Genomic DNA, 26,091 nt, shown 5'->3' on the forward strand with positions numbered 1-26,091 from the left:
AAGAAGACCCCCTGCCCCTCCCATTTTTCAAGGACATACCTATGAGTGAAAACGGCGCCATCACCGCCGCAGGCCGTTCCGCGCGCATGGAGCGTGCCACGAGCGAATCCTCGGTCCTGGTTGAAATCAACCTGGATGGCAAGGGGGTCGCGGACATCGATACGTCGGTGCCCTTTTACGACCACATGCTCAACGCCCTGTGCAAGCACTCGTTGATTGACATGACGGTCAAGGCGACGGGGGACACCCACATCGACGTCCACCACACGGTTGAGGACGTCGCCATCACCTTCGGCGAAGTGCTCCGGACGGCCTTGGGCAACAAGTCCGGAATCCGCCGTTTTGGCGAGGCCACGGTTCCCCTGGATGAGGCACTGGCACACGCCGTCGTCGATGTTTCCGGCCGTCCCTACCTGGTGCACGGCGGCGAACCGGCGGGGCAGGAGTACCACCTGATCGGCGGCCACTTCACGGGCTCCCTGACCCGTCACGTCTTTGAGGCCATCACCTTGCACGCAGGTATCTGCCTGCACATGAACGTTTTGGCTGGCCGGGATCCCCACCACATTGTCGAGGCACAGTTCAAAGCGTTCGCCAGGGCCCTCCGCGCTGCCGTGGAGCCGGACCCCCGTGTTGAGGGAATCCCTTCCACCAAGGGAGCACTGTGAGCGGCCAGGTCCTTAAGGACGGCGCGGTGTCGGACCCCGCAGCGTCCTTCAAGCCGGTCTCAGCCGAAGGCAAGCCGACCGTCACTGTGCTGGATTACGGCTCCGGTAACGTGCGCTCGGCCGTGCGGGCCCTTGAGCGAGCCGGCGCTGAAGTCACCCTGAGCTCGCGTCCCGAAGATGTCTTGAACGCTGATGGGCTGGTTGTCCCCGGCGTCGGCGCCTTTGAAACGGTGATGCGGGAACTCAGGTCCGTGGATGCTATTCGTATGATTGGCCGCCGCGTTGCGGGAGGACGGCCTGTCCTTGGGATTTGCGTCGGGCTGCAGGTCCTGTTCGAGGCCGGTGTGGAACACGGCACGGAGTCCGAGGGGATGGGGGAATGGCCCGGAAAGGTCGAGTTGCTCCCTGCCGCCGTTGTTCCGCACATGGGCTGGAACACTGTCAAGGTCCCCGAAGGATCGCGGCTGTTTGAAGGCATTGAGGACCAGCGGTTCTATTTTGTGCACTCCTACGGGGTGCAGGAGTGGAACTTCGATGTTGCCCAGCCGCGTATGACGCCGCCACTGGTGACGTGGTCCGAGCACGGTGCGCCGTTCATTGCCGCCGTGGAAAACGGTCCGCTGTGCGCAACGCAGTTCCACCCGGAGAAGTCCGGTGACGCCGGTGCGCGGTTGTTGCGGAACTGGGTGGGGGGCCTGGGCGCCCACCACGGTGGCAGCACAGCAAGCGATGCCGGGGAATCCGACTGAATGTGGTGGTCTGTTGCCCTGATGGGGCTCGCTGGCCTGCTGGTTGGCGGAGGGATCTCCTTCCGCCAACAGAAGCGGCCCGTGTGGGTCTACATCTCCTTCTTTGCGCTGGCGGCCATGGCGTTGCTCGCTGCCTACCTCCTCACACTCCCGGGCGCCTAGCGCCCCGGGTTGCACCGCCCGTGGAACATTACGCGCCCCACCAACTCCAAAGCACCCCTAACAAGGACATCGATGACCACCGCTTCTGAACTTCCCGTTCTTGAACTCCTGCCCGCCGTCGACATCGTGGACGGGCAGGCGGTCCGCCTGCTCCAAGGCGAGGCCGGCTCCGAAACCAGCTATGGAACACCGCTGGAAGCCGCCCTGAACTGGCAGGAGGCCGGCGCCGAGTGGGTGCACATGGTGGACTTGGATGCCGCTTTCGGTCGGGGGAACAACGCGGAGCTGATTAGCGACGTGGTGTCCCAGCTAAGCCTCAAAGTAGAACTTTCCGGCGGCCTGCGCGACGACGAATCCCTCGAGCGAGCACTTGCCCTCGGTGTGGCCCGAGTCAACCTGGGAACGGCCGCCCTCGAAAACCCCGACTGGACCCGCAGGGCCATCGATCGCTTCGGTGACAAGATCGCCGTCGGGCTTGACGTTCGCGGCACAACGCTCGCTGGCCGCGGCTGGACCAAGGAAGGCGGCGATCTGTGGGATGTCCTCGCCCGACTCGAAGACGCCGGTTGCGCACGGTACGTCGTGACGGACGTCACCAAGGATGGCACTCTCCAGGGTCCAAACGTCGAACTGTTGAAGCAGATGGTGGAGCGGACCGGCAAACCCGTTGTGGCTTCGGGCGGCATCTCCAGCCTGGACGACCTTCGCGTTCTTCGTGAGCTTGTGCCCCTGGGCGTGGAGGGCGCAATTGTCGGCAAAGCCCTGTATGCAGGGGCCTTCACGCTGCCTGAGGCGCTGGACGTCGCCGGTCGCCGGTGATGCACGGCCACCAGGAGCCCCAGGAGCAGCAGAATGGCGACGGCGCGCGGCGCCCGGGTCGCGAGCACGCTGGGGGAGCCACGCCGTCGCGTGAACTCCCAGGCCACATCGCCGCGGCACTGGCCAAGGCTGGGGGACTGACAGACTCCGCGGGACGGCCTTGGGCGGGTCGGGACCTCAGCGGGGACGCCGCCAAGATCCACAATTTCGACGACGACGACGGCACCGCGGACAGGGGCTACCTCGCCGCAATTGGGGAGCTGCTTTCCGGTACCGGTGCAGAGGCCAACGTTGTGGCCGCACTGGCGACCGCCCGGGTGTTCGTACCGGTCGTTGCCCAGCTGGCACAGGAGGCCGAAGGTGTCGGCGGCCTTCACGCCGACAAAGAGGCCGACATGGCGCTCGTCACACTCAAGGCCCCTGACGGCCGGAAAGCCATGCCGGTCTTCACCTCCGTCGCCGCGCTCGAAGCCTGGCACCCGGAAGCCCGGCCCGTCGCCGTCTACGCGGCGAGGGCAGCACTGTCGGCCGTGTCCGAGGGAGCGGAGCTGCTCGTCCTGGACCCAGGCTCCGAGGTGACCTTTGTGGTTCGTAGACCGGCGATGTGGTCATTGGCACAGCAGCGGGACTGGACGCCGTCGTATCTGGATGATGAACTGGAGTCCACTCTCAGTTCGCTCGCCGTTCGGCACTCCGCTGTTCGGCGCATTCAGACGATGCCAGGGGCTGGCGTGGCCACGGCCACCGCTTCCGGGAGGACCATGCCGGGCGGCGGCGCGGGACCCGAGCTCTCCGTCATCCTCTATTTGGAAGACGGCCTCGATGCTGCCGGCGTTCAGTCGCTGGTAACTGCTGTCAATGCGGACTGGGCACGGAATGAACTGTGCGCCGAGCGCGTTGACTCGATCGAAGTCAAGCTGCGGCGCGCGGCAGAGTAGAGGGGCGCACGGAAAACATCCTGGAATGCCCCAAGCTGGCAAAAAGGATGTGAGCGTGAACTTCGCCCTATACCGGGAACTGCTGACGCACCGACCCATTCGCCGTCTTCTCCTTGTGGGCATGATCGCAAGGATTCCCCATTCGGCGGCCGGTGTCCTTCTCACCCTGCACATCGTGCTGTCTCTCGGGGAGGGCTACGCCGCCGCCGGCACCGCTGCGGCCATCATGACCATCGGCATCGCCCTCGGTGCGCCCTGGCGTGGCCGGCGCGTGGACACTGTTGGCCTGCGCAAGGCGCTGATTCCATCAATCGTCTCCGAATCCGTGATTTGGTCCGTGGTTCCATACGTCAGCTACCAGTGGATCCTGCCGCTCGTCTTCATCGGTGGCCTCTTCACGCTGCCCATCTTCAGCGTCATCCGCCAGTCCCTGGGCGTCCTGGCAGACACTGAGCAGCGGCGGACTGCATATGCCCTCGATTCGATCACTACGGAAGTCGTTTTCATGATCGGCCCAGCGGTTGGCGCGGTTGCGGCAACAGCAGGGCTCTCGACAGCGGGACTGACCATCGTGGGTGTCTCAACGTCCCTTGCGGGGCTCTTCCTGCTGTGGTTCAACCCACCCACCCGAAGTGCGCAGGGTGGCTTGGCGGAGGAGTCGGGCGCCCATGGGGCGGCTGGAATTGACGCCGCTGATGCGGCTTTGGTCGCCACGGCTCCGGCCCAGCTTCATGACCCGGCCGACGTCGGCGGTTCTGCCTTGACACCTTCGCGGCACCGATCTGGGGGAGAAGGCGCTGGCGAAAGTCCACGTGTTCCGGGCCGCGATGAACAGCCTCCAGGCAGGTTGGCGCGAAGCCTCGCCTGGTTCACGGCCGCGGTGGCAGCGGTCTTCGCCGTCGCCGCGGGTTCCGGCGTAGTGCTGAGCGGGACCGACGTCGGCATTGTGGCCCTGCTGGAACGGGGCGGAAGGCAAGCAGACATCGGCATTGTCTTCTTCTTCTGGTGCGCGGCGTCGGTTGTGGGTGGCGTCCTGTACGGGGCGATGCATCGTCCGCTGCCGCCAGCGATCCTGTTGTTCGGCATGGCTGCGCTCACAGTCCCCATGGGCTTCGCCCATGACACCTGGACCGTGGCGCTCCTGTCTGTGCTGCCAGGTCTGTTGTGCGCACCGGTGCTTTCAGCTGCCTCAGAGAAAGTTGCGGAGTTGGTTGATGAGGACCGCAGGGGTGAAGCGATGGGCTGGTACGGTTCCGCTCTCACCGCCGGAGTTGCCCTCGGCTCGCCGCTGGCCGGCGTCTTCATCGATGCCGTTGGACCTTGGGGAGGCTTCGTTTCGGTGGGCGCCGGTGGAGTTGTGCTGTGCTTGGCAGCGGTAGCGTTCCACCGCGGGAGGCACAGCGGCAAAAAGGAAGGCCGGGCAATGACCGGCCCCGCCTAAGTGAGCGACTTCCTTGCCTTCCTGGCCACGCAAGGGGCCTGAGTTGGTCGTCGCGAGATCGGCTTTGCCTGCACCCTCCTAATTGACCGGTCCGGTGAACTTCTCTCCGGGGCCCTTGCCGGGCTCGTCAGGAATAAGGGAGGCTTCCCGGAAGGCGAGCTGTAGGGAACGGAGGCCGTCGCGCAAAGGGCCGGCATGCTGGGACCCGATTTCCGGAGCAGCAGCCGTTACAAGTCCAGCCAACGCAGTGATCAGCTTGCGCGCCTCGTCCAGGTCCTTGAGGTCTTCGGCGTTGGGGTCGTCCGCCAGACCCACCTTGACTGCGGCGGCACTCATGAGATGGACGGCTCCCGTGGTGATGACTTCCACGGCCGGGACCTCGGAGATATCCCGGATCTGCTGGGCGAGGACGGCGTCGTCGCCGTCGGACTCGTGGATGTGCTGATTGCTGTCAGAAGTGCTCATGTGGGTAAGCTTGGCACAGACCGACTGGAAGTCGTTATTCGGATTGTCCCCTGTGCTTCAGTTCGCGAAGTAAAGCGAACGGCTAAACGCACCAGGGCAAGCACCCGTGTCGCCGATGTGCGGACAGGGGCGGTTTTCTGTAGAATTGATTTTCAGTTTGCAAGCGGAGTTCTCTCCCACCCGCGTCAGCCGTTTCCCTGGTGAACGATTCCAGGGGCCAAGGTTGCCGGGTAACCGGTCGGACATTGCAGGGCCCAGGCCCATGGCAATGCGCGTAGCCGCGACGGGCTGCCCGTAGAGGGTGGCAGTTGCGGATGCCCCGACTATTGAGGCCTTCGATTGCACCGGCAATTGGGGGCCTTCTCTGTTTGCCGGCACAACCATCACAATCACAGGAGCTTTGACATTAGCGAGCCAAGAATCAATGAGCGTATCCGCGTCCCGGAAGTGCGGTTGGTCGGCCCTGCCGGCGAACAGGTAGGCATCGTCCGTATTGAGGATGCCCTGCGTTTGGCAGCCGAGGCAGATTTGGATCTCGTTGAAGTTGCGCCGCAGGCCAAGCCGCCGGTGTGCAAGCTGATGGACTTCGGAAAGTACAAGTACGAAGCCGCGGTGAAGGCCCGTGAAGCCCGGAAGAACCAGACCAACACGGTTCTGAAGGAGATTCGCTTCCGCCTGAAGATCGACACCCATGACTACGAGACGAAGCGCGGGCACGCGCTTCGCTTCCTGGGTGCCGGCGACAAGGTTAAGGCCATGATCCAGTTCCGTGGTCGCGAACAGCAGCGTCCCGAAATGGGCATTCGCCTGCTGCAGCGATTCGCGGACGACGTGGCCGAAGTTGGTGTCGTCGAATCCAGCCCCAGGATCGACGGCCGCAACATGGTCATGGTCATCGGACCGCTGAAGAACAAGGCCGAAGCCAAAGCTGAGGCACGGCGCGCCGCACAGCGTGCCGAAGCCAAGGCCCAGAATGAGGCCAAGGCCGCTGCAGCCCGCGTTGACGTTTCCAGCGACAAGGCACCGATGACGCAGTCGCTGGGCGACCTGCTTCCGGAAGGCTTCCTGTCTGCTGAAGCCGCTGACGAGGGTGCTGTGGAGACTGCAGCGCCTGAGGTGGCGCCTGCCGTCGTTGAGGAGTCCGCCCCGGTGGCGCCTGCCGTCGTCGAGGAGTCCGCCCCGGTGGCGCCTGCCGTCGTCGAGGAGTCCGCCCCGGTGGCCCCTGCCGCAGCAGTTCCTGCGGCTCCGGCAACTCCGGCTGCGCCTGCAGAGGCGCCGAAGCCCGCTGCGCCGAAGCCCGCTGCGCCTGCGGCGCCCAAGCCGGTGGCAAAGCCGGCCGCGCCCAAGCCAGTGGCCCGGCCCGCAGCACCCAAGGCTACGCCTAAGCCGCCTGCCAGGAAGACCAACTAGTACACAGCCGTAGCGGATTACTCCGCGCGGCAAGCAAGCAGCATGCCGTCCCGCAGGGATTGGCTGCGTCAAGAACTGCAGATTAGTTCTGCGGATACGTTAGGAGATCGGTTCTCATGCCGAAGATGAAGACCCACAGCGGTGCCAAGAAGCGCTTCAAGCTGACCGGCACAGGCAAGCTGAAGCGCCAGCAGGCCAACCGCCGTCACTACCTGGAGCACAAGTCCTCCATCCTGACCCGCCGCCTCGCCGGCGACCGCATCGTCTTCAAGGGCGACGCCAAGGTCATCAAGAAGATGCTCGGCCTCTAATTCCAAGTCCTCCGGCGAGTTGCCAACCGGCAACCGTCGACTACAACCAAGCCTTCTCAGGCCAGCCGGGAAACCGGCAGTAGCAGCTTGGGATCAAGAAATTCTGAAGGAGTACGCACGTGGCACGTGTGAAGCGGGCGGTCAACGCCCACAAGAAGCGCCGGGTTATCCTCGAACGCGCCAAGGGTTACCGCGGTCAGCGTTCCCGCCTTTACCGCAAGGCCAAGGAACAGCTGCTGCACTCGTTTGTTTACAGCTACGGCGACCGCCGCAAGCGCAAGGGTGACTTCCGCCGTCTTTGGATCCAGCGCATCAACGCTGCATCCCGCGCCAACGGCCTCACCTACAACCGCCTCATCCAGGGCCTGAAGGCCGCTGAGGTGGAGGTTGACCGCCGCATGCTGGCTGAGCTTGCCGTCTCCGACGCCAACGCTTTCGCCGCCCTGGTCCAGGTGGCCAAGGACGCCCTGCCGTCCGACACTTCCGCTCCTGCCGCCAAGGCTGAGGCGCCCAAGGCAAAGGCTACGTCTGCCGCCGCCACCGCTACGGCCGTCAAGGCCGTTGTTGCAGAGAAGCCGGCCATCGAAGGTGCTGTTGTCGCCGTTGAGGGCGAGGACGCTCCCGAAGGCTACGCCATCAAGGGCAACGCCGAGTCCAAGAAGTACCACGTTCCGGGTTCCACCTGGTACGACGCCACCGCCGCCGAATACTGGTTCTCCACCGTTGAGGCTGCCAAGGCTGCTGGCTTCGAGCCGGCAGGCGGCGAAGCCCGCCAGCAGATCAAGAACTAGTCGCGCGAGCCGCTAGGGTTTCTTGTATGAACGAAACCGGGCGCCCGCAAGCAGAACCAATGTCCAATCCCCGAGCAGATCGGGTACGGGACGTGGCTAAGCTTGCCGGGCGCCCGGCGCGTTTAAGGAAGCAGCGCTTCCTCGCCGAAGGACCACAGGCGGTCCGCGAGGCCCTGGTGATGAATCGTTCGCGCCTGGCCCAGGGCCAGGAGCCGGTTGTCCATGAGGTTTACGCCAGCAGGGCCTGCCTCGACCGGCTGCCGGAACTCGCGGAACTGGCCGCCGGCACCCTCTTGCGGCTGGCAAGCGATGACGTTCTGACCGCCATGGCGGACACCGTCAACCCGCAGGGGATTGTGGCGGTGTGCAGCTTCGTGGACGTCGCCTTGGACGAAGTGCTCGACGCCGGTCCCCGCCTGGTTGCCGTACTTTGCCAAGTCCGTGACCCCGGTAATGCGGGTACCGTCCTGCGTGCCGCTGACGCGGCCGGGGCTGATGCGGTGGTGCTGACGTCGTCGAGCGTGGATATCTACAACCCCAAGGCGGTTCGCTCTACTGCGGGTTCGCTGTTCCACGTGCCTGTGGTGCTCGGTGCCGACGTCGAAGAGTTGGTGGCGAGACTTCGTGGCAACGGCTTGGGGATTTTGGCCGCAGATGGCTACGGCGACGTGGATCTTGACGCACTGCAAGACCAGAGCGCCCGCCGCAGGCTGGGCGGGTCAGCGGAGGAATCCGCCAGTGGGGCGTCCGGAAAGGCTCCGTTCGCCTTGGAAGGCCCCACCGCGTGGCTGTTCGGGAACGAGGCCCAGGGGCTGAGCGACGACGAACTCGCGCTGGCGGATCATCGCGTAGCTGTCCCGGTGTACGGCTCGGCGGAAAGCCTCAATCTTGGGACTGCGGCAACGGTTTGCCTTTACGCCAGTGCCCGGGCACAGCGGCGCTGAATCATGCGGCACAGGGCGCCGGACGTTGACCAATAGCTGAATAGGCAAGGGGCTGGTGCACCAGTTGGTGCGCCCGCCCACTGCTGCTGGAAGTTAGCGGTCAGGAGTTACGTTGTCCGGTTGCGTCCGGTGATTGCGCCGTAGATACCGGCGACAAGAAGCCCGCCGACGATGGCAAGAAGCCATGTTCCGAGGTCAAAGAAGGCCAGATCGCCCCTGTTGAACAACAAGCTGCCGATCCAACCGCCGACCAATGCGCCGACGACGCCCAGAATGAGGCTGGTCACCCATCCTCCGCCTACCCTTCCGGGCATGATGGCTTTGACAATTGCACCAACAATAAGTCCGAGAACAATCCAGGCGAGTAGGCCCATGTCTCCTCCTTGTGTTCGGGGGGCCGGTTGTGCCGACCCCTTCCATAGCCCTCACGTTAACACTTTGGCGAAAGGTTGTCAGTAGGCTTACTTTCGTGTCATTGGCGTGTCGTTAGGCGTGTCGTTAGGAGGTCGTTGGCCCGTTGTTGGCTGATCGGCGTGTCATCGCACGTGCGGGGGCCATGAGCCGACAGGTACGGTATGGAGTGCGGGACGTGCCGCTGAAGCCACGGATCCCGACGTTCTCGCTATCCCAAACTGAAGAGGTGAACCTTCGTGGCTGCACAAGGCGGTACAAAGGCGATCGTGGCGGCCCTCGCGGCCAATCTGACCATCGCGGTCCTTAAGTTTCTGGCCTTTATTTTGACGGCGTCGTCGTCCATGCTGGCTGAGGCCATCCACTCCGTTGCCGACTCTGGCAACCAGGTGCTCCTGCTGGTTGGCGGCATTCGGTCCCAGCGCGCGGCCAGTCCGCAGCATCCATTTGGCTACGGCCGGGAACGCTACATCTACGCATTCATCGTGTCGATTGTGCTCTTTAGCGTCGGTGGCTTGTTTGCACTGTATGAAGCCTGGGAGAAGCTGCAGCATCCGCACGCCATCGAGGGTATGTTCTGGTGGGTTCCCCTGGCGGTCCTCGTCGGTGCCATCATCGCGGAGGGCTTCTCGTTCCGCACCGCGATCGTAGAGTCGAACCACATTCGCGGGAAGCAGACCTGGGTCTCGTTCGTACGCAACGCCAAGCAGCCGGAACTGCCGGTCATCCTCCTCGAAGACCTGGGCGCATTGCTCGGCCTGGTCTTTGCCCTCTTTGGTGTGGGGCTGACGTTGATCACGGGGAATGGTGTCTGGGATGCCGTGGGTACGGGCATGATCGGCCTGCTCCTTGTGGCGATCGCCGTCATCCTTGCAATTGAGACAAAATCGCTGCTGCTTGGCGAATCCGCGAATCGGAACGACGTCAACAGGATCCAGGAAGCCATCCAGGCCGATGGGACGCGCATTATCCACATCAAAACGATGCATCTGGGTCCGGAGGAACTCTTGGTTGCCGCAAAGATCTCCGTGGGTGCAGCTGAATCAGGCGAGGAGATCGCCAGGGCCATCGATGAGGCGGAAGCACGCATCCGCGCCGCCGTACCGATCGCCAGGGTTATCTATCTGGAACCCGACATCGAGCGAGTCCAGGTCTAAAGGTCACTGGGATGCCGTGAGTGGTCTCCTGCGCTCCAGGAGGCCGCTTACGACGGCGACGCCGAGGCCTAGGAGGGCTAGGAACGCCCCGACCAAGGCTGGAGCAACATATCCCCAGCCCCAGGCGATGACCACACCTCCAAGGAACGCCCCGAGGGCGTTCGCGATGTTCAGGGCGGAGTGGTTCAAGGAAGACGCCAGGGATGGAGCGTCAGGGGAGGCATCCAGCAGTCGCGTCTGCAAGGGCGGGACAAGCATCGACCCGATGGCACCCACCACAAAAGCCATAAACAGGGCGCTCCAAGCCCAATGGGCGGCCACGGCGTAGAGCACCAGTGCGGCGGCAATCCCCGGGAGGACGCGGTAGATGGTTCCCATAACGGACTTATCCGCGATCCGTCCACCGAGGACGTTGCCCGCCACCATGCCGAGGCCATACAGGGCCACAACCACAGGGACAATGGACTCGGGCATGCCAGCGACCGTTGTCATAGTGTGTGCGATGTACGTGTAAGTGGCGAAGAAACCGCCGAAGCCAATAATTCCGATCAAGAGTGCCAGCCACACCTGGACCCTCTTCAGGGCACCGAGTTCGCGCCGGATCGAAGCCTCTGGGTGGGCCGGCTCAAACGGTACAAACTTCCACACAAGGCCAACCGTCGTGAAGCCGATCAAGCCGACCACAACGAACAACAGCCGCCAGCCGAAGGTTTGGCCCAGCCAGGTGGCCGCCGGCACACCAACTACATTTGAAACTGTCAGCCCCGCCATGACCATGGAGATTGCCCAACCACGCCGCGTAGGCGCCACCAGGGACGCTGCAATAACCGCGGCGACGCCAAAGTAGGCACCGTGCGGGAGGCCCGAGGCGAAACGGGTCAGGATCATGGACCCGTAGTCCGGAGCCAGGAACGACGTAAGGTTCGCCAGGCTCAGCACAGCCATGAGTCCCAGCGCCAGATGTTTACGTGGCAGTCGGGCCCCAAAGGCGGCAAATAGCGGGGCCCCAATGACCACCCCCAACGCATAGGCGGAAATGAGGTTTCCCGCCTCCGGCGTACTGACGTACAGGCCCGCTTCGACTTCTTTGAGCAGGCCCATGATGGTGAACTCGGTCACCCCGATGGCGAAGCCACCCATTGCGAGGGCAACGATTGCCCAGGCGACGGAGCTGGGAGCGGCTTTCCGGACGGGACGGGAAATGGCTGTGGTAGTCATGTGCCTGTTTCTTGGAGATGGCGACGGAATCCGCACTGACGGACGGATCAGGGTGGGCAGCGCATCGTCGGGCCATCCGAAGCGGGCCTGCCACTGGAGCGAAAAGCCCGGTGTCCAAAGTTTACTGGCGCGTGCAACTACCTTGATCGTTATGTGGCCACCACCACATGCTGCGGGGCGTGAGTCCCCCTGAGTGTTCGCCCGTAGACTGGCGGGGTGACTGGACGCATAAACGTGGTGGGCGCCGCTATTGTGGACTCACTCGAGAATCCCCGAAGCCTTCTTGCTGCCCGCCGCACGGCACCCCCGCGGTTCGCCGGTATGTGGGAATTCCCGGGAGGCAAGGTGGAATCGGGCGAGAGTTGCGAGGATGCGTTGCACAGGGAACTGCTCGAAGAACTCGGAGTTCGGATTCGACTGGGCGACGAGCTGGAGTCATCACAGCCGGATGGGTGGCCGCTCAACGAACGCGCAGTGATGCGGGTCTGGTTCGCAGAGTTGCGCGGCGGCACTCCTCGCCCGCTCCAGGACCATGACGAACTGCTTTGGGTACCCCTGGAAGACCGTGCCGCGGCCCTGGACCTGCCGTGGATTCCGGCCGACGAGCCCATTGTCAAGGCACTCTTGGACCGCGTGGCTGCCCTGGCCTGAGGTAGTTGCTCCTGTGGCCTGGCGGTCAACAATGGCAGGGTGCCTAAAAGAGTGCAGCCTGCTGTCCAGCCGGGAGTTCAACCTCGTATTCAGCCCCTGGCAGTAGCCTTTGTTGAGCCGCGGAACGGGCGGCGACCTGATGACCGGATTCGGGCAACTTTGCTGCCTTTTTCCTATGGCTGAAGCCCTGGGTTCCGGTGAAGCCGTAGCGGGCCTTGACGGCTACGACTCGAGACGCCAGCCATTTTTGATATTCCTTGGACGCATACGAACCCTGTCCGTAGAGACTGCGGTAGCGGCCCACCAACTCCGGGTGGTGCTTGCCGAGCCACTGCATAAACCACTCCCGCGTTCCCGGCCTCAAGTAGAGCGCACCCGCCGTCACGCCCGTGGCTCCGGCCTCGGACAACGCTTGGAACAATGAATGCAAGGACTCCTCGCCGTCGGTAAGCCACGGCAATATAGGCATGGCCATGACGTTGCATTCCAAGCCCGCATTCCTCAACCGGCGGATAAGCGCCAGCCGTGCCCGTGGCGTCGGGGTTCCAGGTTCAATGGTTGCAGACAACTCTTCGTCCAGCATGGCGAGGGAGATCCCCACCCCTACGGGCACCTGGCTGGCAGCCGCTTTGAGCAGCGGGATGTCCCGCGAGAGCAGGGTGCCTTTGGTGAGGATGGAAAGAGGTGTCCCCGAATCCGCAAGGGTCCTGATGATGCCGGGCATGAGTTGGTAGCGGCCCTCTGCCCGCTGGTACGGATCGGTGTTGGTGCCAAGGGCGACATGATGGTGGCCCCAGCCGGGACGCGACAATTCCCGCCGAAGGACCTCCGCCGCGTTCACCTTCACAACCACCTGACTGTCAAAGTCCAGTCCAGAGTCGAAGTCCAGATACGTGTGGCTCTTTCGGGCAAAGCAATAGACGCAGGCATGGCTGCAGCCGCGGTAAGGGTTGATGGTCCACTCGAAAGGCATGCGCGAACCGGGAGGCACCTTGTTGAGCACCGATTTCGCAGTGACCTCGTGGAAGGTGATCCCGGCAAACTCGGGCGTCGAGATGGAACGCACAAGTCCGGCAAGGGGCAGGAGGGCGTCCGAGGCTGGGGCGGCCGCAGGACTGTCCGGGCCATTGCCTTGGCCAGGGATTGGATTCCGACCCCTGCCCAATGACTGTGCGTCCCATCTCATAGGAACATTCGAATATATGTTCGATCCAATGTCAAGGGTGGCGCAGCCCAGTCGAAGCTTAAGCCGGACTGACATCAGTTCCCTCAATGGCCGCGATGGCGTTGGTACGCTGTGCCCATGATTTTGCTCTCCGGCTTCGAGCCGTTCGCGGGCAACGCCGCCAACCCGTCATGGGGAGCTGTGTTGCTTGCCGCGGAATTGCTCCGCGCAGACGGCCACAACGTTGAGGTTCTCGAACTTCCTGTCGTCTTCGGTGCGGCGTCCATGATGCTCTTGGATGCACTGGACCGCCTTGATCCCGACGTTGTGGTGTGCGCCGGTTTGGCCGGCGGCCGCACCGGGCTGTCCTTGGAACGTGTTGCCATCAACTGCGATGATGCGGACATCCCAGACAACGCCGGGGCACAGCCCAGTGACCGGGAAGTGGTGAACGGGGGACCAGCTGGATATTTCGCTACGTTGCCCCTCAGGGCGGCATTGCGCAACCTCGCGGAAGCCGGAATCCCGGCATCGATTTCACAGTCCGCGGGAACGTATGTCTGCAACCACGTGTTCTATGCCCTGATGCACCAACTAGCGGATCGCCCCCGCACCATCGGGGGCTTTGTCCATGTTCCCTACGAACGTTCCCAGCGGCCCAGCGGGCTCAGTCCAACCATGGAGTTGTCAGGGATGGCCCAGGGCATAGCTGTGGTGGCCCAAACTGCCGCCAAAGCCCGCGAACTTACGGCCCTGCGTGGAGTTCCCAGCACACGGTGACAGTTGCGCTGACGGACGCTTCGCCCGCCTCAAGGTCCACTGACTCCACGGCAGCAGCCCGGGCAAGGGCCACGGGGACGGGCGACGGCGCAGGAGGGCCTTCGTCAATGGTCACCACCCGGCCGAGGCGGGAACCTGCGAGTGACGCAAGCTGCTCGGCCTTTGCCAAGGCGTCTGCCCACGCGAGCTCCCTTGTCCGGAGGGCGACGGCAGCTGGATTCGCAAACCCGGGTTCCAGGCCGTTGATCCGGGTGTCGTCACCGCCGGCCGACACAACGGAGCCGATGATGGCCGCCGCCGACTCCCAGGTGCGGAGCCTGGCCGATAGCTGCGTCGAGGCAACATAGCCCGAAACACGCTGAACCCCATCCTGCCAAACGATCTCCGCGCGCAACCCCAGCCCTCCAGTGCGGAGGTCCCTGTCTCCAACGCCGCTGTCCCTAAGGACGGCAACAACCGCTTGGGAAGTTCGGCCCAGTTCGCTGAATGCTTCTGCAGCTCCCGCCCTGCGTGTTTCAATTCCAATCAAGAGGTCCAAGAGATCTGGAACCGCGTTCGCCGTGCCCTCGCCCTTGACTGTGATGGTTCCGGTCATAGGCCAATGCTAGTCCCCGGGTCCGAGGACCCATGCGGCCCTGTCTAACGGCACTGCGCAACTCTAACGGCACTGCGCAACGGCCCTGTCTAACGGCGGCCTGCCTGAAACCATCCATAACGGCCACGAATAACAAGTGCCCGTTCCGGTAAACCATGCCCCGTCCGGTCAATTAGACTGAAAGACAGTGCCTCCCGGTCTTCGCCGTGGGGCGCTGGCCTTCGTTAGCTCGCAGACTGCATCTCCGGCCCCGTGCCCTGGTGGGTGTGCGTCCGCGGCAACTTCCGACTCGTAGCTAAGAACAGTAGATGACTGAGACCTTGCCGGGCGCCGCCATCCCGAACCCGCTGGATGAAGCCGCCATCTCCGCAGCCGTGGAAGACGCCATCGCGGCCATCGCCGCCGCCACGACCCTTGATGACCTGAAAGCTGTGCGCCTGGCCCACACGGGCGAGAAGTCGCCGCTGAGCCTGGCGAACCGCCAGATCGGCTCGCTGTCCAAGGACCAGAAGGCCGCGGCCGGAAAGCTCATGGGAGCTTCTCGCGGCCGGGTCAACCAGGCGCTCGCCGCCCGGAATGCTGAACTCGAGGCCGAAAACGATGCCCGGATCCTTATCGAGGAGACCGTCGACGTCACGGCTGCCCCGCGCCGCCGTCGGGCCGGTGCCCGCCACCCCCTGTCCACATTGCAGGACCGGGTGGCCGACATCTTTGTTGGCATGGGTTGGGAGATTGCCGAAGGGCCTGAGGTCGAGTCGGAATGGTTCAACTTTGACGCGCTGAACTTCAAGCCGGACCACCCGGCCCGCGAAATGCAGGACACGTTCTTCGTGGAGCCGCCCGAGTCCCACCTGCTGATGCGCACGCACACTTCGCCGGTCCAGGTGCGTTCCATGCTGGAACGCGAGGTGCCTATCTACGTCCTCTGCCCGGGCAAGGTGTTCCGCACGGATGAGCTGGACGCCACGCACACCCCGGTGTTCCATCAATTCGAGGGCTTGGCGATCGACAAGAACCTCAGCATGGCGGACCTCCGCGGCACCCTGGAGCATTTCGCCAGGCAGATGTTCGGCGACGATGCCCAGATTCGCCTGCGGCCCAACTACTTCCCCTTCACGGAGCCCTCAGCCGAGCTGGATATTTTCCATCCGGGAGCAAAGGGAGGCCCGCGCTGGATCGAATGGGGTGGCTGCGGCATGGTCAACCCCAACGTCCTGCGAGCCGCCGGCATCGATCCCGAGGTCTATTCGGGGTTTGCCTTTGGCATGGGCATCGAGCGCACCCTCATGTTCCGCAATGAGGTCAGCGACATGCGGGACATGATCGAAGGCGACGTCCGTTTCAGCGAGCACTTCGGGATGGAGATCTAACAGTGCGTATCCCCCTTTCATGGCTGCGAGAGTTCGCAGAGGTCCCGTCCGGCGCCACCGCCGAAGACGTTATGGCCGAACTGGTCAAGGTCGGCTTTGAAGAAGAGGCCGTGCACCGCCCCTCAGACACGATCCGGGGACCGATTGTCGTCGGCCAGGTGCTCAGCATCGTCAAGGAACCCCAGAGCAACGGCAAGACCATCAACTGGTGCCAGGTTCGCGTGGTGCCCGAAGGCCAGGAACAGTCGCTGACGGGCAAGGGCATCGATCCCTCAGGAGTGCAGGGCATCGTCTGCGGTGCCCATAACTTCGTCGAGGGCGACAAGGTGGTGGTGACCCTGCCCGGCGCTGTGCTGCCCGGTGACTTCCATATCTCTGCGCGGAAGACCTACGGCCACATGTCCGCTGGAATGATCGCCTCGGTCCGTGAACTCGGCATCGGCGAGGACCACGACGGCATCCTGGTGCTGTCCCGGATCGGTCTCGACCCCCAAATCGGTACTGATGCCCTGGAACTCCTTGGGCTGAAGGACGAGGCGGCGGAAATCAACGTCACCCCTGACCGCGGCTACGCCTTCTCGATCCGCGGCGTGGCCCGGGAGTACGCGCACGCCACTGGCACGGTATTCACCGATCCTGCGTCCAAGGTCTCCGCGCCGGCCGAACTTAGCGGTGGCTACGGAGTTCGGATCGCCGACGATGCCCCGATCTACGGCAAGCCGGGAGCCGACCGCTTCGTGGCCCGAACGGTACGCGGCGTGGACGCGACCCGGCCTACACCGACGTGGATGGCTTCCAGGCTGCGTCTGGCAGGCATCCGCTCCATCTCCCTGCCGGTGGACATTTCCAACTATGTGATGCTGGAACTGGGCCAGCCAACCCACTGCTATGACCTGGACAAGCTGACCGGCGACATTGTGGTGCGCCGGGCAGCAGCAGGGGAGAAGATCACCACCCTCGACGGCAAAGTGCGTGACCTGGACGCCGAGGACCTCCTCATCGCCGACGAGTCCGGAGCCATCGGTATCGCCGGGGTGATGGGCGGTGAAACCACCGAGGTTTCCGACTCCACCGTGAACGTGCTCGTCGAGGCGGCGCACTTCGATGAGGTGTCCATCTCCCGCTCGCGCCGGCGACACAAGCTGCCGTCCGAGGCCTCCAAGCGTTTCGAGCGCGGGGTCGACTGGCATGTGGCCGGCGTGGCCGCCCAACGCGTGGTGGACCTCCTGGTTGAGCTCGCCGGCGGCACGGCCGACGAGGCAGGCACCGACGTCGGAACTATGCCCGCGCAGGTGACCATTCCACTGCCGGCGGGCTTCGCCACGGAGCGCATCGGCATCGACTTCAGCGAAGAACAGGTGGTCACCTCCCTGGAGGACCTGGGCGCCGTCCTGGACAAGTCCGACGACGGCTGGACGGTTACGCCGCCAAGCTGGCGGAACGACCTCGAGACCAAGGAAGACCTGTCAGAGGAAATTGCCCGGCTGGTCGGTTATGAGAACATCCCTTCTACCCTGCCGGTGGCACCTCCCGGCCGCGGCCTGACCCGCCGCCAGCAGCAGCGCCGTCGCCTCATCCAGGCACTTGCCGACGCTGGCCTGACCGAGGTGCTGTCCTACCCCTTCGTTTCCAAGGCTGCCAACGACACCTTCGGCGTCGCGAAGGAAGGCGCACCCCGCCAGGCCGTCAAACTGGCCAATCCCATCAGCGAAGAGCACGGTTTCCTCCGCACCTCTGTCCTGCCTGGACTCATCGAGGTGGCCCACCGAAACCACTCGCGCGGCTTCCGTGATCTGGCACTGTTCGAGGCCGGTTCCGTCTTCCTGCCGGGTGACACGATGGGTACACCTTCCATCCCGCCGCTCGGCGTCAGGCCGTCCGATGAGGTGCTGGATGCACTGTACGACGGCGTCCCGGACCAGCCGCTGCATGTTGCCGCGATTATGACCGGCAATGACTCGCCGGCCGCCGCGGCACACGCGCCTCGCGCATGGGACTGGGCGGATGCCCTTGACGTTGCCCGGTTTATGGGTGATGTCCTTGGCGTCGACCTTGTGGTGAGCCAGGGCAGCCACCAGGCGTTCCACCCGGGCCGCGCCGCGCAGTTGGCGCTGCGTTCGGGCGAAGTTGTTGGCTATGCCGGTGAACTCCACCCGAAGCTGCTGGCGGCGCACGACATGCCGGCACGCTCCGTAGCCGTGGAACTCAACGCTGACGCACTGTTCGATGCAGCGGCTGATGTGATTGTGGCCCGGCACATCTCCGGCTTCCCGGTTGCCACGCAGGACGTTGCGCTGGTGGTGCCGCAGGATGTTCCGGCCGACGCTGTCCTGGCGGCCTTGCGTGAAGGTGCCGGCGAATTGTTGGAGGATGTGGCCTTGTTTGACGTTTACGTCGGCAAGGGCATCGAGGACGGCAAGAAGTCCCTCGCGTTTGGACTTCGGTTCCGTGCGGCAGACCGTACCCTCACCGCTGATGAGGCGTCGAGTGCCCGGGAATCGGCTGTCGCCGTCGCCGCAGAGCGGTTCGGGGCAGTCCAGCGCTGACTCTCCACGATTCGGCGGCACGGATTGTGCCGGGATTGGCGTTCGACGGCGGGCTGGCAGTAGCGCTCCAGCCCGTCGGGTCGCGTGCAGCCGAAGGTTCGGAAGCCGCCGCGTCCGGAGTGTTGTCGCCCGCGGAACAAGAGCGTGCGCGGGCCATGGCGCCCCAGGCCCGGGTTGCCTTTGTTTCCCGCCGCCTGGCCCAACGGACTTTCGCTGCGGCGCTGCTGGACGTCCCGCCGTCGGCCCTTCAGGCCTGCTATTCCTGCCCGAACTGCGGAGCGGGGGTTGAGGTGGCGCACGGGAGGCCTGGTTACCTGCTCGACGGCGTCCCGGCGCCACTGCTGCTCAGCGTCTCCCAGGCGGGCGGCTGGTTCCTGCTTGCAGCCCTCCTTGACGCGCCAGTGGGCATGGCGCTCGGCGCGGACCTGGAGCACGTGGACGGTACTCTGTTTCCCGGCTTCGATGGGGTGGCGCTGACCGAGGCTGAACGCAGGAGGGTGCAGGGGCTGCCGCTGGAAGTGCGTGACCTGGAAAGGACCAGGCTCTGGGCCCGCAAGGAAGCCTGGCTCAAGATGACAGGCTCAGGACTGCGGAGCCGGCCTGAGGACCTGGACGTGCTGGAGCGTCCCGGGCTGGCCGATCTGGACCTCGGTCAGTGGCGAAGCGTTGGGCTGCCGACTGGTTTTGCGGCGGCTATTGCCGTGACCGGTCCCTAGCGACGGGTCGCTTGTAAGCCGTGGGTCAGGCAGCCTGCGGCAGCCGGGGGAGTTCCTGCCGGTAAAGCCACGGTGAGAGGACCGAGGCGGTGTCCAGTCCTGGGACTTCGCCGTCCATCACCGCAACGAAATCGGCTGTTGAAACGCTGCTGTGCCGGAAAGACGCCGTCCACGCTTGCAGGGCCCGGAAGAAGGGATCGTCGCCGCAGGCCAGCCTCACCGCATGAAGCGCAAGTGCGCCCCGCTTGTAAACCCGGTCGTCGAACATACGCGCGGGACCGGGGTCGCCCACAATAATGTCCTGCGGGGACGCGGCGAGTTTCTGCCAGGCCGCCTTCGCCCTGTCTCCAACGGACATTGCTCCCGATTCCTCGGACCAAAGCCATTCGGCGTAACAGGCGAAGCCCTCATGCAGCCAGATGTCCCGCCAGCTTGCGGCCGTCAGGGAGTTGCCAAACCATTGATGCGACAGTTCGTGGGCGATCAGCCGCTGAGCCTCCCACGCTTGGCGCATGTGGTTGCGCCCAAAGATGGACACGGTCTGGGCTTCCAGCGGGATTTCGAGCTCGTCCTCGGTGACTACTGCGGTGTACGCGGGGAACGGGTACGGGCCAAAGCACGATTCGAAGGTCCGCATCATGGCCGCCTGCCTCCGTAGCCCTGACAGTGCTTCCTCGGCGAGGCCGGGTGTGACGGCGGCGTAGAGCGGTACGCGGTGATGGGTGTCTGAGGCGTTGAGATGGAGGATCTTGTAGCGGCCTATCTGGACGGTGGCGAGATAAGGGGCCATGGGCTCGTCCTGCTCGTAGGTCCACGTTTCGGTGCTGGACCTGCGGGTTTGTGAAACGAGGCGGCCATTGCAGACTGCCCGGTAGTTTTCTTCCGTGGTGACGGAGATTCGGAACGTCGACTTGTGCCTGGGGTGGTCGTTGCACGGGAACCACGATGCGGCTCCGTTTGGCTGGCCCGCAACGAGGACACCGTCCGTGAGTTCTTCCCAGCCGACCTCGCCCCACAGACCTCGCCGGGGCCGCGGATTACCTTCGTAGCGGACCTGCACCCTAAACGCCTGGCCCGCTACCAGTTTTTCCGGTGTTTGGATGACCAGGTGCTCTCCCCGGGGCCCAAATTTGGGGACCCGGCGTCCGTCAAGCTGCACCTTGAGCGCCCGGAGGCCAACTAGGTCAAGAATTACCTTGTCCGTTGGTTCCAGTGCCCGGCAGTGCAGCAGGGCCACACCCGACAGCCGGTTGTTATGCACCCGGTAATCGATGTCCAGTTCATAACGCTCTACGAGGAAGGTCGTGGTTCCGTGGTGAAGGGCGTACGGGTCCTCGTTGGGGGAGACATCGTCCATGGCGGGGTGCTTTGCGACCTTCGACGGCTTTCGGGCATCGGGCTTGGGAGTCATATGGTGCACCGGCTCCTTATGGTGTGTGAAGGCTCGTCAATACGGGTGAAAAAGCGTTCCCTCCTGCCAATGTACTTCAGGCAGGAGGAATGCAGACGCAGGGCTACGTGGCGGGCGCGGCCTCTTTTGCGGCCTTGCTGCTTTCCACCGTCCGTGGACCCGACCACGGCGTTACGGGGTTGCCCATCCAGTACGTTCCTGAGGGGACCGTTTCACCGCGCATCACTAGTGACGCCGGTCCCACAGTGGCGCCGGCACTGATTTCTGCCTTGGGCAGGATGACCCCATGGGGACCGATGGTTGCACCGTCCTCCAGCACAACTGTGTCAATACTCATGACACGGTCGTGGAATAGGTGGGTCTGCACAACGCAGCCCCGGTTGACGGTTGAGCTTTCCCCGAGGGTTACCAGGTCAGCCTCTGGAAGCCAATAGCTTTCGCACCATGTGCCACGGCCTATCCGGGCGCCCAGGGCACGGAGCCACAGAATTAGCGCTGGTGTTCCAGAGGCAGCCCGGGCGAACCACGGCGCGGAAACCATCTCTATGAACGAGTCCACCACTTCGTTCCTCCAGATGAAGGAACTCCAGAGAGGGTGCTCCCCTGCAGAGATCCGACCCACCAGGATCCACTTCGCGGCCACGGCGCTTCCCGAGGCAGCTGCACCGGCGGCCATCATCACCAGGCCGCCCAGCAGCGCGGCGACCCAGTATCCGGCGCCGGAGGCGATCCAATCAAGTCCGAGTACCACGCCGAATGCAACGGCCACCGTGAGGATGACTGGAATCATTCGGCAGAGCTCCCACAACGCCCTGGCAGTCTTGAGCGACGCTGGCGGGTTGAAAGTGCGGCTCTGGTCGGATTCCACGGCAGTGCGCCGCAGCCTCACGGGTGGGCTGCCCAGCCAGGACGTTCCCGCTTTGGCCTTTTGCGGCGTGGCAGACAGCACGGCAACGAGTGAGTTCTTGGGTACGCTGCGGCCGGCAGCAGTCATGCCCGAGTTCCCCAGGAAGGACCGTTTGCCGATTTTTGCGGGGGCGATTTTCATCCAGCCGCCGCCGAGTTCGTAGGAGGCAACCATGGTGTCGTCGGCCAGGAAGGCTCCGTCGCCGATGGTTGTCATGCGGGGGAGGAGAAGCACCGTGGAGATTTCGACGTTCTTGCCCACTTTGGCCCCAAGCAAGCGGAGCCAGGCAGGAGTGAAGAGGCTTGCGTAGATGGGGAAGAGGAGGTCCCGGGCAAGGTCCAGGACGCGCTCCGTGGCCCAGACCTGCCACCCGACGCGGCTGCGAACACGATGGTAGCCTTCCCGCACGCCGATGCCGAGCAGCCTGGTGGCCAGGACAACGAGGAACATGTTGGTCAGGAACCAGGCCAGGGCGGCCAGCGGAAGTGCCAGGAGCACTTGCGGCAGGGCGCTGTGCAGCGACGTCTGACCGGCAATAAAAGGAACGACGACGGTGCACGCCACCGCCGCTGAAAGCAGCGGCAGCAGGGCCAGGACAGCGGAAGCCGACGCGAACGCTGCGAACCACAGGCGGGCAGCGAATGACCCCGTTGCTGGAGCCTCCGGCCAGCTCGGCTTTGCCTTTCCGCGTCGCTCTGCCGGGGACCCTGCCACGAAGTGGCCGGACTTCACCTTGCCATGGACGGCGGACCCGGCATCCACTTGGGCCCCGGCGCCTATGCTGACACCGGGCATCAGTGTGCTCCGTGCGCCCACCGTTGCGCCCGCGCCTACGTGGATGGATCCGATGTGCACTTTGTCGCCGTCGATCCACCAGCCGGACAGATCCACCTCAGGCTCGATGCTGGCGCCGCTGCCCAGGGAAAGAAGGCCGGTTACGGGCGGGAGTGAGTGCAGGTGGACGTCCCTGCCTACCTTCGCGCCGAGGGCACGTGCGTAGTAAGGCACCCAGGGTGCACTTGCCAGCCCTACGGCGCCAGCCATGTCCTGGATTTTCTCGGCGAGCCACAGCCGCATGTGCACTGTTCCGGAACGTGGGTACGTTCCGGGCCGGATGCCGCGCAGCAGCAGTCGCGCCGCGGCAACGGAGAGGGCCATTCGGCCAAGCGGACTGACGAAGACCAGCCAGGATGCGCCGATCCACCACCAAGACACGGTAGGGGCTGCCGTGAAACCGGCAAAGTCTGCCAATAGCCGGTTGGCTGCCATAACAAAGGTCAACCAGCGCATGGCCACGAGTACGTTGAGCGGGATGCTCAGGAGAGTCTGGGAGATCTGTGACCGGCGAGTGGTCGGTCTGACGGTGCGCTCCGCCGCGGGTTTGGCCTCGGCACCTTCGGGAAGCGACTGGCGTGCGGCCTCGATGAGGGCACCAACCCGCGGCGTGGCGTAAATCTCGGCCACGGTGATGGTGGGGTAACGGACGCGGAGGGCTGACACGAGTTGAGCCGCCGCCAGCGAGCCGCCGCCGTAGGCGAAGAAGTCGGCGTCAAGTGAGCTGACTGAAGCACCCAGCACGGACTCCCACTGGTCGACAATCCACTGGGCGTCCTCGGGCAGGTTGAGCGGGGCGGCGTCAGCCTCTGCGGCGAAAGCTCCGGGGAGCGGCCATGGCAAGGCGTGCCGGTCGACTTTTCCGCTGGTCTTCGTGGGCAGCGAGTCCGTCACGGTCAGCAAGGGAATGAGTGGCGCCGGAAGGGTGTTGCCCAAAAGGTTTCGTGCCACTTCGAGGTCCAGTTCGCCACCGTCAGACAGAACGAGGTAGCCCACCAGAATCTGGTTGCCGGCGGCCGTTGTCTGGACCGCTGCGGCGGCGCCCGCAACGCCCGGCAATGCCTGGAGGGCTGCGTCGATTTCGCCGAGTTCAATCCGACGTCCGCCCAGTTTGACCTGGTCATCGGCGCGGCCCATGAACACTAGGCCGTCCGGGTCGAAGCGGACCAGGTCACCCGAGCGATACGCCCTCTGCCAGCCAAGGGTTGGCATCGGAGCATACTTTTCCGCGTCCTTGGCGGGGTCGAGGTATCTAGCCAGGCCAACGCCGCCGATGATCAGTTCCCCGATGCCGCCTTCCGGGACGGGGACGCCGTCGGAATCCACCACCGCAAGGTCCCAGCCATCCAGGGGGAAGCCGATCCGAACGGGTCCGGGGCCGCCCAACGGAGCAGCGCAGGCCACGACAGTCGCTTCGGTGGGCCCGTAAGTGTTCCACACCTCGCGGCCGTCCACGGCCAATCGGGCGGCAAGCTCGGGCGGACAGGCTTCGCCGCCGAAGATGAGCAGCCGGACGTTTTCCAGCGCTTCAGTCGGCCACAAGGCGGCGAGGGTCGGGACGGTGGAAACGGCTGTGATGCCGTGGTTGATGAGCCATGGGCCCAGGTCCATCCCGGTTCTCACCAGCGAGCGTGGAGCAGGCACCAGGCAGGCTCCGTGTCGCCATGCGAGCCACATCTCTTCGCAGGAGGCATCGAAGGCCACCGAGAGCCCTGCAAGTACGCGGTCCTGGGTGCCAAGTGGCTCTTGTTGAAGGAACAGGCGTGCTTCAGCGTCCACAAAGGCCGCGGCAGAGCGGTGCCGCACGGCCACGCCCTTGGGTGTTCCGGTGGATCCGGAGGTGAAGATGATCCAGGCGTCGTCTCCTACGTGGGGCTGCCGCGGCTCGGAGTGCGGCGAGTCCAGCGGCACAAGTGGCCGTATCGCCAGGCCTGCCCCGACCACCGCGGAAACACCAGCTTCCCCGAAGACCAGGCGGGCGCGTTCGTCCGGGTCGTCCGCGTCGACCGGAACGTAGGCCGCCCCCACCCGGAGGATGGCCAAAATGGCAATGTACAGCTCGGTGGTTCCCGAGGGGATCCGGACACCGATTCGGTGGCCGGCGCCAAGGCCTGCCCGGTGCAGATGCACCGCCATCTTGCGGACTGCGGCCACGAGCTCGGCATAGCTGAGCGAATGGTGGCCGTCGTCCAACGCCGATGCTTCAGGGAACAGCCGGGCTGTCTCATCCAGAATGTCAATCAGCGTACGGGCGGGCGGTGCTGCTTCGGCGCCGGGAAGTTGGGGCGCGTGGACGGTGGCCGCGCTGGAGGCAGGCAGCGGATCACCAAGTTCGGGGTGCTGTGTCACGTCTCAATCATTTCGAAGACAGGTGAACGGTCTGTGTCCTGGGATGCTTTACGTCCACCAAAATCTGGATCCATCAAATTTTGGACCCGGGCCCGGCTTTTCCACTAGGGCTACCAGAAGGTTTATGGCGTATTTCCGTTAGGGGATAAGCAATACTTTGCCTGTGGTCCGGCGTCCTTCAAGGTCCCTGTGTGCCTGTGCTGCCTCGCGGAGGGAGTACGTGGCGCCGATCCGGACCTTGAGTGAGCCGTTGGCTGCTGCTTCGAAGATCTCCGTGGCGCGCCAGTGCCTTTCCCGGGCGTTGAGCAGGAAATGGCCCAGGCTGGGCCGTGTCAGGGTCAAAGAGCCTGCAGCGTTGAGCTTCTGTGGATCCAGCGGTGGCACCGGTCCGGAGGCAGCGCCGAAGAGCACCAGCGTTCCGCGCGTGCGAAGGCTCGACATGGAGCCGTCGAATGTTGCCTTTCCGACGCCGTCATAAACCACGTTGACGCCCTCGCCATGGGTCAGTTCCCTCACCTTGTGCGGGAATCCCGCGTAGGGCAACACATCGTCGGCTCCGGCTGCGCGGGCCAGTTCCGCCTTTTCGTCGTTGGAGACAGTAGTGATGACCCGGGCCCCGCGGGCTTTCAGGAGCTGGATGAGGAGGAGCCCCACACCGCCGGCTCCAGCGTGGGTCAGCACTGTATGCCCGGGTTCCACGCGGAATGACGAGTTGATCAAGTAATGGGCCGTCATGCCCTGCAGCGGCAGCGCCGCGGCCGTGTGGTCGTCCACTCCGTCCGGCACGCGGATCGCCTTTTCTGCCGCCACCAAGGTGTGGGAGGCATATGTGTGGGAACCTTCGCCGGTTGCCACCCGGTCGCCCACAGCAAAATCGACCACGCCATCGCCGACGGCCTCCACGGTGCCGGCCGCCTCGGCCCCCGGCACGAAGGGGTACTGGACCTTATAGAGACCGCTGCGCTGGTAGGTCTCAATGAAGTTGACGCCTGTCGCCGAGACCCTGACGAGCAGTTCGCCCGGACCGGGTTCCGGCGTCTCAAGCTCAACGGCCTCGAGGACCTCCGGCCCTCCCGCTTGCGGGGCAATGATGGCGTGAGTCATGGTTCTCCTTCCCCAGGTCGTGGATCCGGCCTGGTCTCCTTGACCATCCTAGGGATAGCCCGTGACGGATTCCGGGAGCGGCATACCGCTCGACGCTGCGCTGGGGTGGGCAATCCGCGGCTAAGCCATGAGGGCGAACCTTTAGGGGCTGAGCCATTAGGCGCCGAGCATGCATAAAT

24 protein-coding genes are annotated in these 26,091 nt (G+C 64.4%); 16 read left to right on the top strand and 8 right to left on the bottom strand.

Translation table 11 applies throughout. The features are described 5' to 3' along the window. The first annotated feature begins 41 nt into the window (after positions 1 to 41). The 6 genes from hisB (at position 42) to LD110_RS17805 (ending at position 4,777) form a co-directional block, all read left to right on the top strand. The gene (hisB, locus tag LD110_RS17780; protein ID WP_225500623.1) at positions 42 to 668 is read left to right on the top strand and encodes an imidazoleglycerol-phosphate dehydratase HisB; all 627 of its coding nucleotides are present in this window, start codon (positions 42 to 44) and stop codon (positions 666 to 668) included. Further along, complete coding sequence (hisH, locus tag LD110_RS17785; RefSeq protein WP_225500625.1) at positions 665 to 1,417, top strand: imidazole glycerol phosphate synthase subunit HisH; 753 nt, start codon at positions 665 to 667, stop codon at positions 1,415 to 1,417. Before hisB ends, hisH begins: the two co-directional genes overlap by 4 nt. Continuing rightward, positions 1,418 to 1,579: a hypothetical protein gene (locus tag LD110_RS17790; RefSeq protein ID WP_225500627.1), complete on the top strand. Its 162-nt coding sequence runs from the start codon at positions 1,418 to 1,420 to the stop codon at positions 1,577 to 1,579. A 72-nt stretch (positions 1,580 to 1,651) separates the two neighbouring features. Further along, positions 1,652 to 2,398 carry a bifunctional 1-(5-phosphoribosyl)-5-((5-phosphoribosylamino)methylideneamino)imidazole-4-carboxamide isomerase/phosphoribosylanthranilate isomerase PriA gene (priA, locus tag LD110_RS17795; protein ID WP_225500629.1) on the top strand — a complete coding sequence of 249 codons (747 nt, stop codon included), beginning with the start codon at positions 1,652 to 1,654 and terminating at the stop codon, positions 2,396 to 2,398. Continuing rightward, positions 2,398 to 3,336: an SseB family protein gene (locus LD110_RS17800; RefSeq protein WP_225500631.1), complete on the top strand. Its 939-nt coding sequence runs from the start codon at positions 2,398 to 2,400 to the stop codon at positions 3,334 to 3,336. The genes priA and LD110_RS17800 overlap by 1 nt, the downstream gene beginning before the upstream one ends. 55 nt (positions 3,337 to 3,391) lie before the next feature. Then, positions 3,392 to 4,777 carry an MFS transporter gene (locus LD110_RS17805; protein WP_225500633.1) on the top strand — a complete coding sequence of 462 codons (1,386 nt, stop codon included), beginning with the start codon at positions 3,392 to 3,394 and terminating at the stop codon, positions 4,775 to 4,777. A gap of 78 nt (positions 4,778 to 4,855) precedes the next feature. Here the strand turns inward: LD110_RS17805 and LD110_RS17810 are convergent, their stop codons facing one another. Next, positions 4,856 to 5,242, bottom strand: a complete 387-nt coding sequence (locus LD110_RS17810; RefSeq protein ID WP_225500635.1) for a DUF1844 domain-containing protein — start codon at positions 5,240 to 5,242, stop codon at positions 4,856 to 4,858. 447 nt (positions 5,243 to 5,689) lie between these two features. On the opposite strand from LD110_RS17810, the gene infC reads away from it, so the two are divergent. From infC to LD110_RS17830, 4 genes are all read left to right on the top strand, one after another. Continuing rightward, positions 5,690 to 6,652 carry a translation initiation factor IF-3 gene (infC, locus tag LD110_RS17815; RefSeq protein ID WP_374200363.1) on the top strand — a complete coding sequence of 321 codons (963 nt, stop codon included), beginning with the start codon at positions 5,690 to 5,692 and terminating at the stop codon, positions 6,650 to 6,652. A 116-nt stretch (positions 6,653 to 6,768) separates the two neighbouring features. Then, positions 6,769 to 6,963 (top strand): 50S ribosomal protein L35, encoded by a 195-nt coding sequence (gene rpmI / locus LD110_RS17820; RefSeq protein WP_225500637.1) that lies wholly within the window; start codon positions 6,769 to 6,771, stop codon positions 6,961 to 6,963. Positions 6,964 to 7,082: 119 nt separating this feature from the next. Then, positions 7,083 to 7,754 carry a 50S ribosomal protein L20 gene (gene rplT / locus LD110_RS17825; protein WP_225500639.1) on the top strand — a complete coding sequence of 224 codons (672 nt, stop codon included), beginning with the start codon at positions 7,083 to 7,085 and terminating at the stop codon, positions 7,752 to 7,754. Positions 7,755 to 7,780: 26 nt separating this feature from the next. Then, positions 7,781 to 8,698: an RNA methyltransferase gene (locus LD110_RS17830; protein WP_225500641.1), complete on the top strand. Its 918-nt coding sequence runs from the start codon at positions 7,781 to 7,783 to the stop codon at positions 8,696 to 8,698. 107 nt (positions 8,699 to 8,805) lie between these two features. On the opposite strand, the gene LD110_RS17835 is transcribed toward LD110_RS17830, so the two are convergent. Then, positions 8,806 to 9,072, bottom strand: a complete 267-nt coding sequence (locus tag LD110_RS17835; protein ID WP_225500643.1) for a GlsB/YeaQ/YmgE family stress response membrane protein — start codon at positions 9,070 to 9,072, stop codon at positions 8,806 to 8,808. Positions 9,073 to 9,348: 276 nt separating this feature from the next. Between LD110_RS17835 and LD110_RS17840 the strand changes: the two genes are divergently transcribed. Continuing rightward, positions 9,349 to 10,266 (top strand): cation diffusion facilitator family transporter, encoded by a 918-nt coding sequence (locus tag LD110_RS17840; protein WP_225500645.1) that lies wholly within the window; start codon positions 9,349 to 9,351, stop codon positions 10,264 to 10,266. Between the two features lie 3 nt (positions 10,267 to 10,269). On the opposite strand, the gene LD110_RS17845 is transcribed toward LD110_RS17840, so the two are convergent. Next, on the bottom strand, positions 10,270 to 11,484 hold the full coding sequence (locus LD110_RS17845; protein WP_225500647.1) for an MFS transporter: 1,215 nt from the start codon (positions 11,482 to 11,484) through the stop codon (positions 10,270 to 10,272). Positions 11,485 to 11,700: 216 nt separating this feature from the next. Between LD110_RS17845 and LD110_RS17850 the strand changes: the two genes are divergently transcribed. Beyond that, entirely contained in the window at positions 11,701 to 12,135 is a 435-nt protein-coding gene (locus tag LD110_RS17850) for a (deoxy)nucleoside triphosphate pyrophosphohydrolase (RefSeq protein ID WP_225500649.1), read from the top strand. 43 nt (positions 12,136 to 12,178) lie between these two features. Here the strand turns inward: LD110_RS17850 and LD110_RS17855 are convergent, their stop codons facing one another. Beyond that, positions 12,179 to 13,321 carry an Rv2578c family radical SAM protein gene (locus tag LD110_RS17855; protein ID WP_225500651.1) on the bottom strand — a complete coding sequence of 381 codons (1,143 nt, stop codon included), beginning with the start codon at positions 13,319 to 13,321 and terminating at the stop codon, positions 12,179 to 12,181. A 117-nt stretch (positions 13,322 to 13,438) separates the two neighbouring features. Between LD110_RS17855 and LD110_RS17860 the strand changes: the two genes are divergently transcribed. Next, entirely contained in the window at positions 13,439 to 14,080 is a 642-nt protein-coding gene (locus LD110_RS17860) for a pyroglutamyl-peptidase I (RefSeq protein ID WP_225500653.1), read from the top strand. Here the strand turns inward: LD110_RS17860 and LD110_RS17865 are convergent. Further along, complete coding sequence (locus LD110_RS17865; protein WP_225500655.1) at positions 14,046 to 14,675, bottom strand: SIMPL domain-containing protein; 630 nt, start codon at positions 14,673 to 14,675, stop codon at positions 14,046 to 14,048. The genes LD110_RS17860 and LD110_RS17865 overlap by 35 nt on opposite strands. A 308-nt stretch (positions 14,676 to 14,983) precedes the next feature. Between LD110_RS17865 and pheS the strand changes: the two genes are divergently transcribed. From pheS to LD110_RS17880, 3 genes are read left to right on the top strand one after another with little or no spacing between them, the layout of a single operon-like run. Further along, positions 14,984 to 16,045 (top strand): phenylalanine--tRNA ligase subunit alpha, encoded by a 1,062-nt coding sequence (gene pheS, locus LD110_RS17870; RefSeq protein ID WP_225500657.1) that lies wholly within the window; start codon positions 14,984 to 14,986, stop codon positions 16,043 to 16,045. A 2-nt stretch (positions 16,046 to 16,047) separates the two neighbouring features. Further along, positions 16,048 to 18,591 carry a phenylalanine--tRNA ligase subunit beta gene (pheT, locus tag LD110_RS17875; RefSeq protein ID WP_225500659.1) on the top strand — a complete coding sequence of 848 codons (2,544 nt, stop codon included), beginning with the start codon at positions 16,048 to 16,050 and terminating at the stop codon, positions 18,589 to 18,591. Between the two features lie 26 nt (positions 18,592 to 18,617). Further along, on the top strand, positions 18,618 to 19,307 hold the full coding sequence (locus tag LD110_RS17880; protein WP_374200364.1) for a 4'-phosphopantetheinyl transferase superfamily protein: 690 nt from the start codon (positions 18,618 to 18,620) through the stop codon (positions 19,305 to 19,307). 25 nt (positions 19,308 to 19,332) lie between these two features. Here LD110_RS17880 and LD110_RS17885 read toward each other — a convergent pair whose 3' ends face one another. The 3 genes from LD110_RS17885 to LD110_RS17895 all read right to left on the bottom strand — a co-directional run bounded on the left by LD110_RS17885 (position 19,333) and on the right by LD110_RS17895 (position 25,912). Then, on the bottom strand, positions 19,333 to 20,664 hold the full coding sequence (locus tag LD110_RS17885) for a M1 family metallopeptidase (RefSeq protein ID WP_225500715.1): 1,332 nt from the start codon (positions 20,662 to 20,664) through the stop codon (positions 19,333 to 19,335). A gap of 157 nt (positions 20,665 to 20,821) precedes the next feature. Further along, the gene (locus tag LD110_RS17890) at positions 20,822 to 24,808 is read right to left on the bottom strand and encodes a Pls/PosA family non-ribosomal peptide synthetase (RefSeq protein WP_225500663.1); all 3,987 of its coding nucleotides are present in this window, start codon (positions 24,806 to 24,808) and stop codon (positions 20,822 to 20,824) included. 138 nt (positions 24,809 to 24,946) lie between these two features. After that, the gene (locus tag LD110_RS17895; protein WP_225500665.1) at positions 24,947 to 25,912 is read right to left on the bottom strand and encodes a quinone oxidoreductase; all 966 of its coding nucleotides are present in this window, start codon (positions 25,910 to 25,912) and stop codon (positions 24,947 to 24,949) included. Between the last annotated feature and the right edge of the window lie 179 nt (positions 25,913 to 26,091).

Origin of the sequence: Arthrobacter sp. M4, assembly GCF_020251205.1 — a bacterium.
GTDB lineage: Bacteria > Actinomycetota > Actinomycetes > Actinomycetales > Micrococcaceae > Arthrobacter.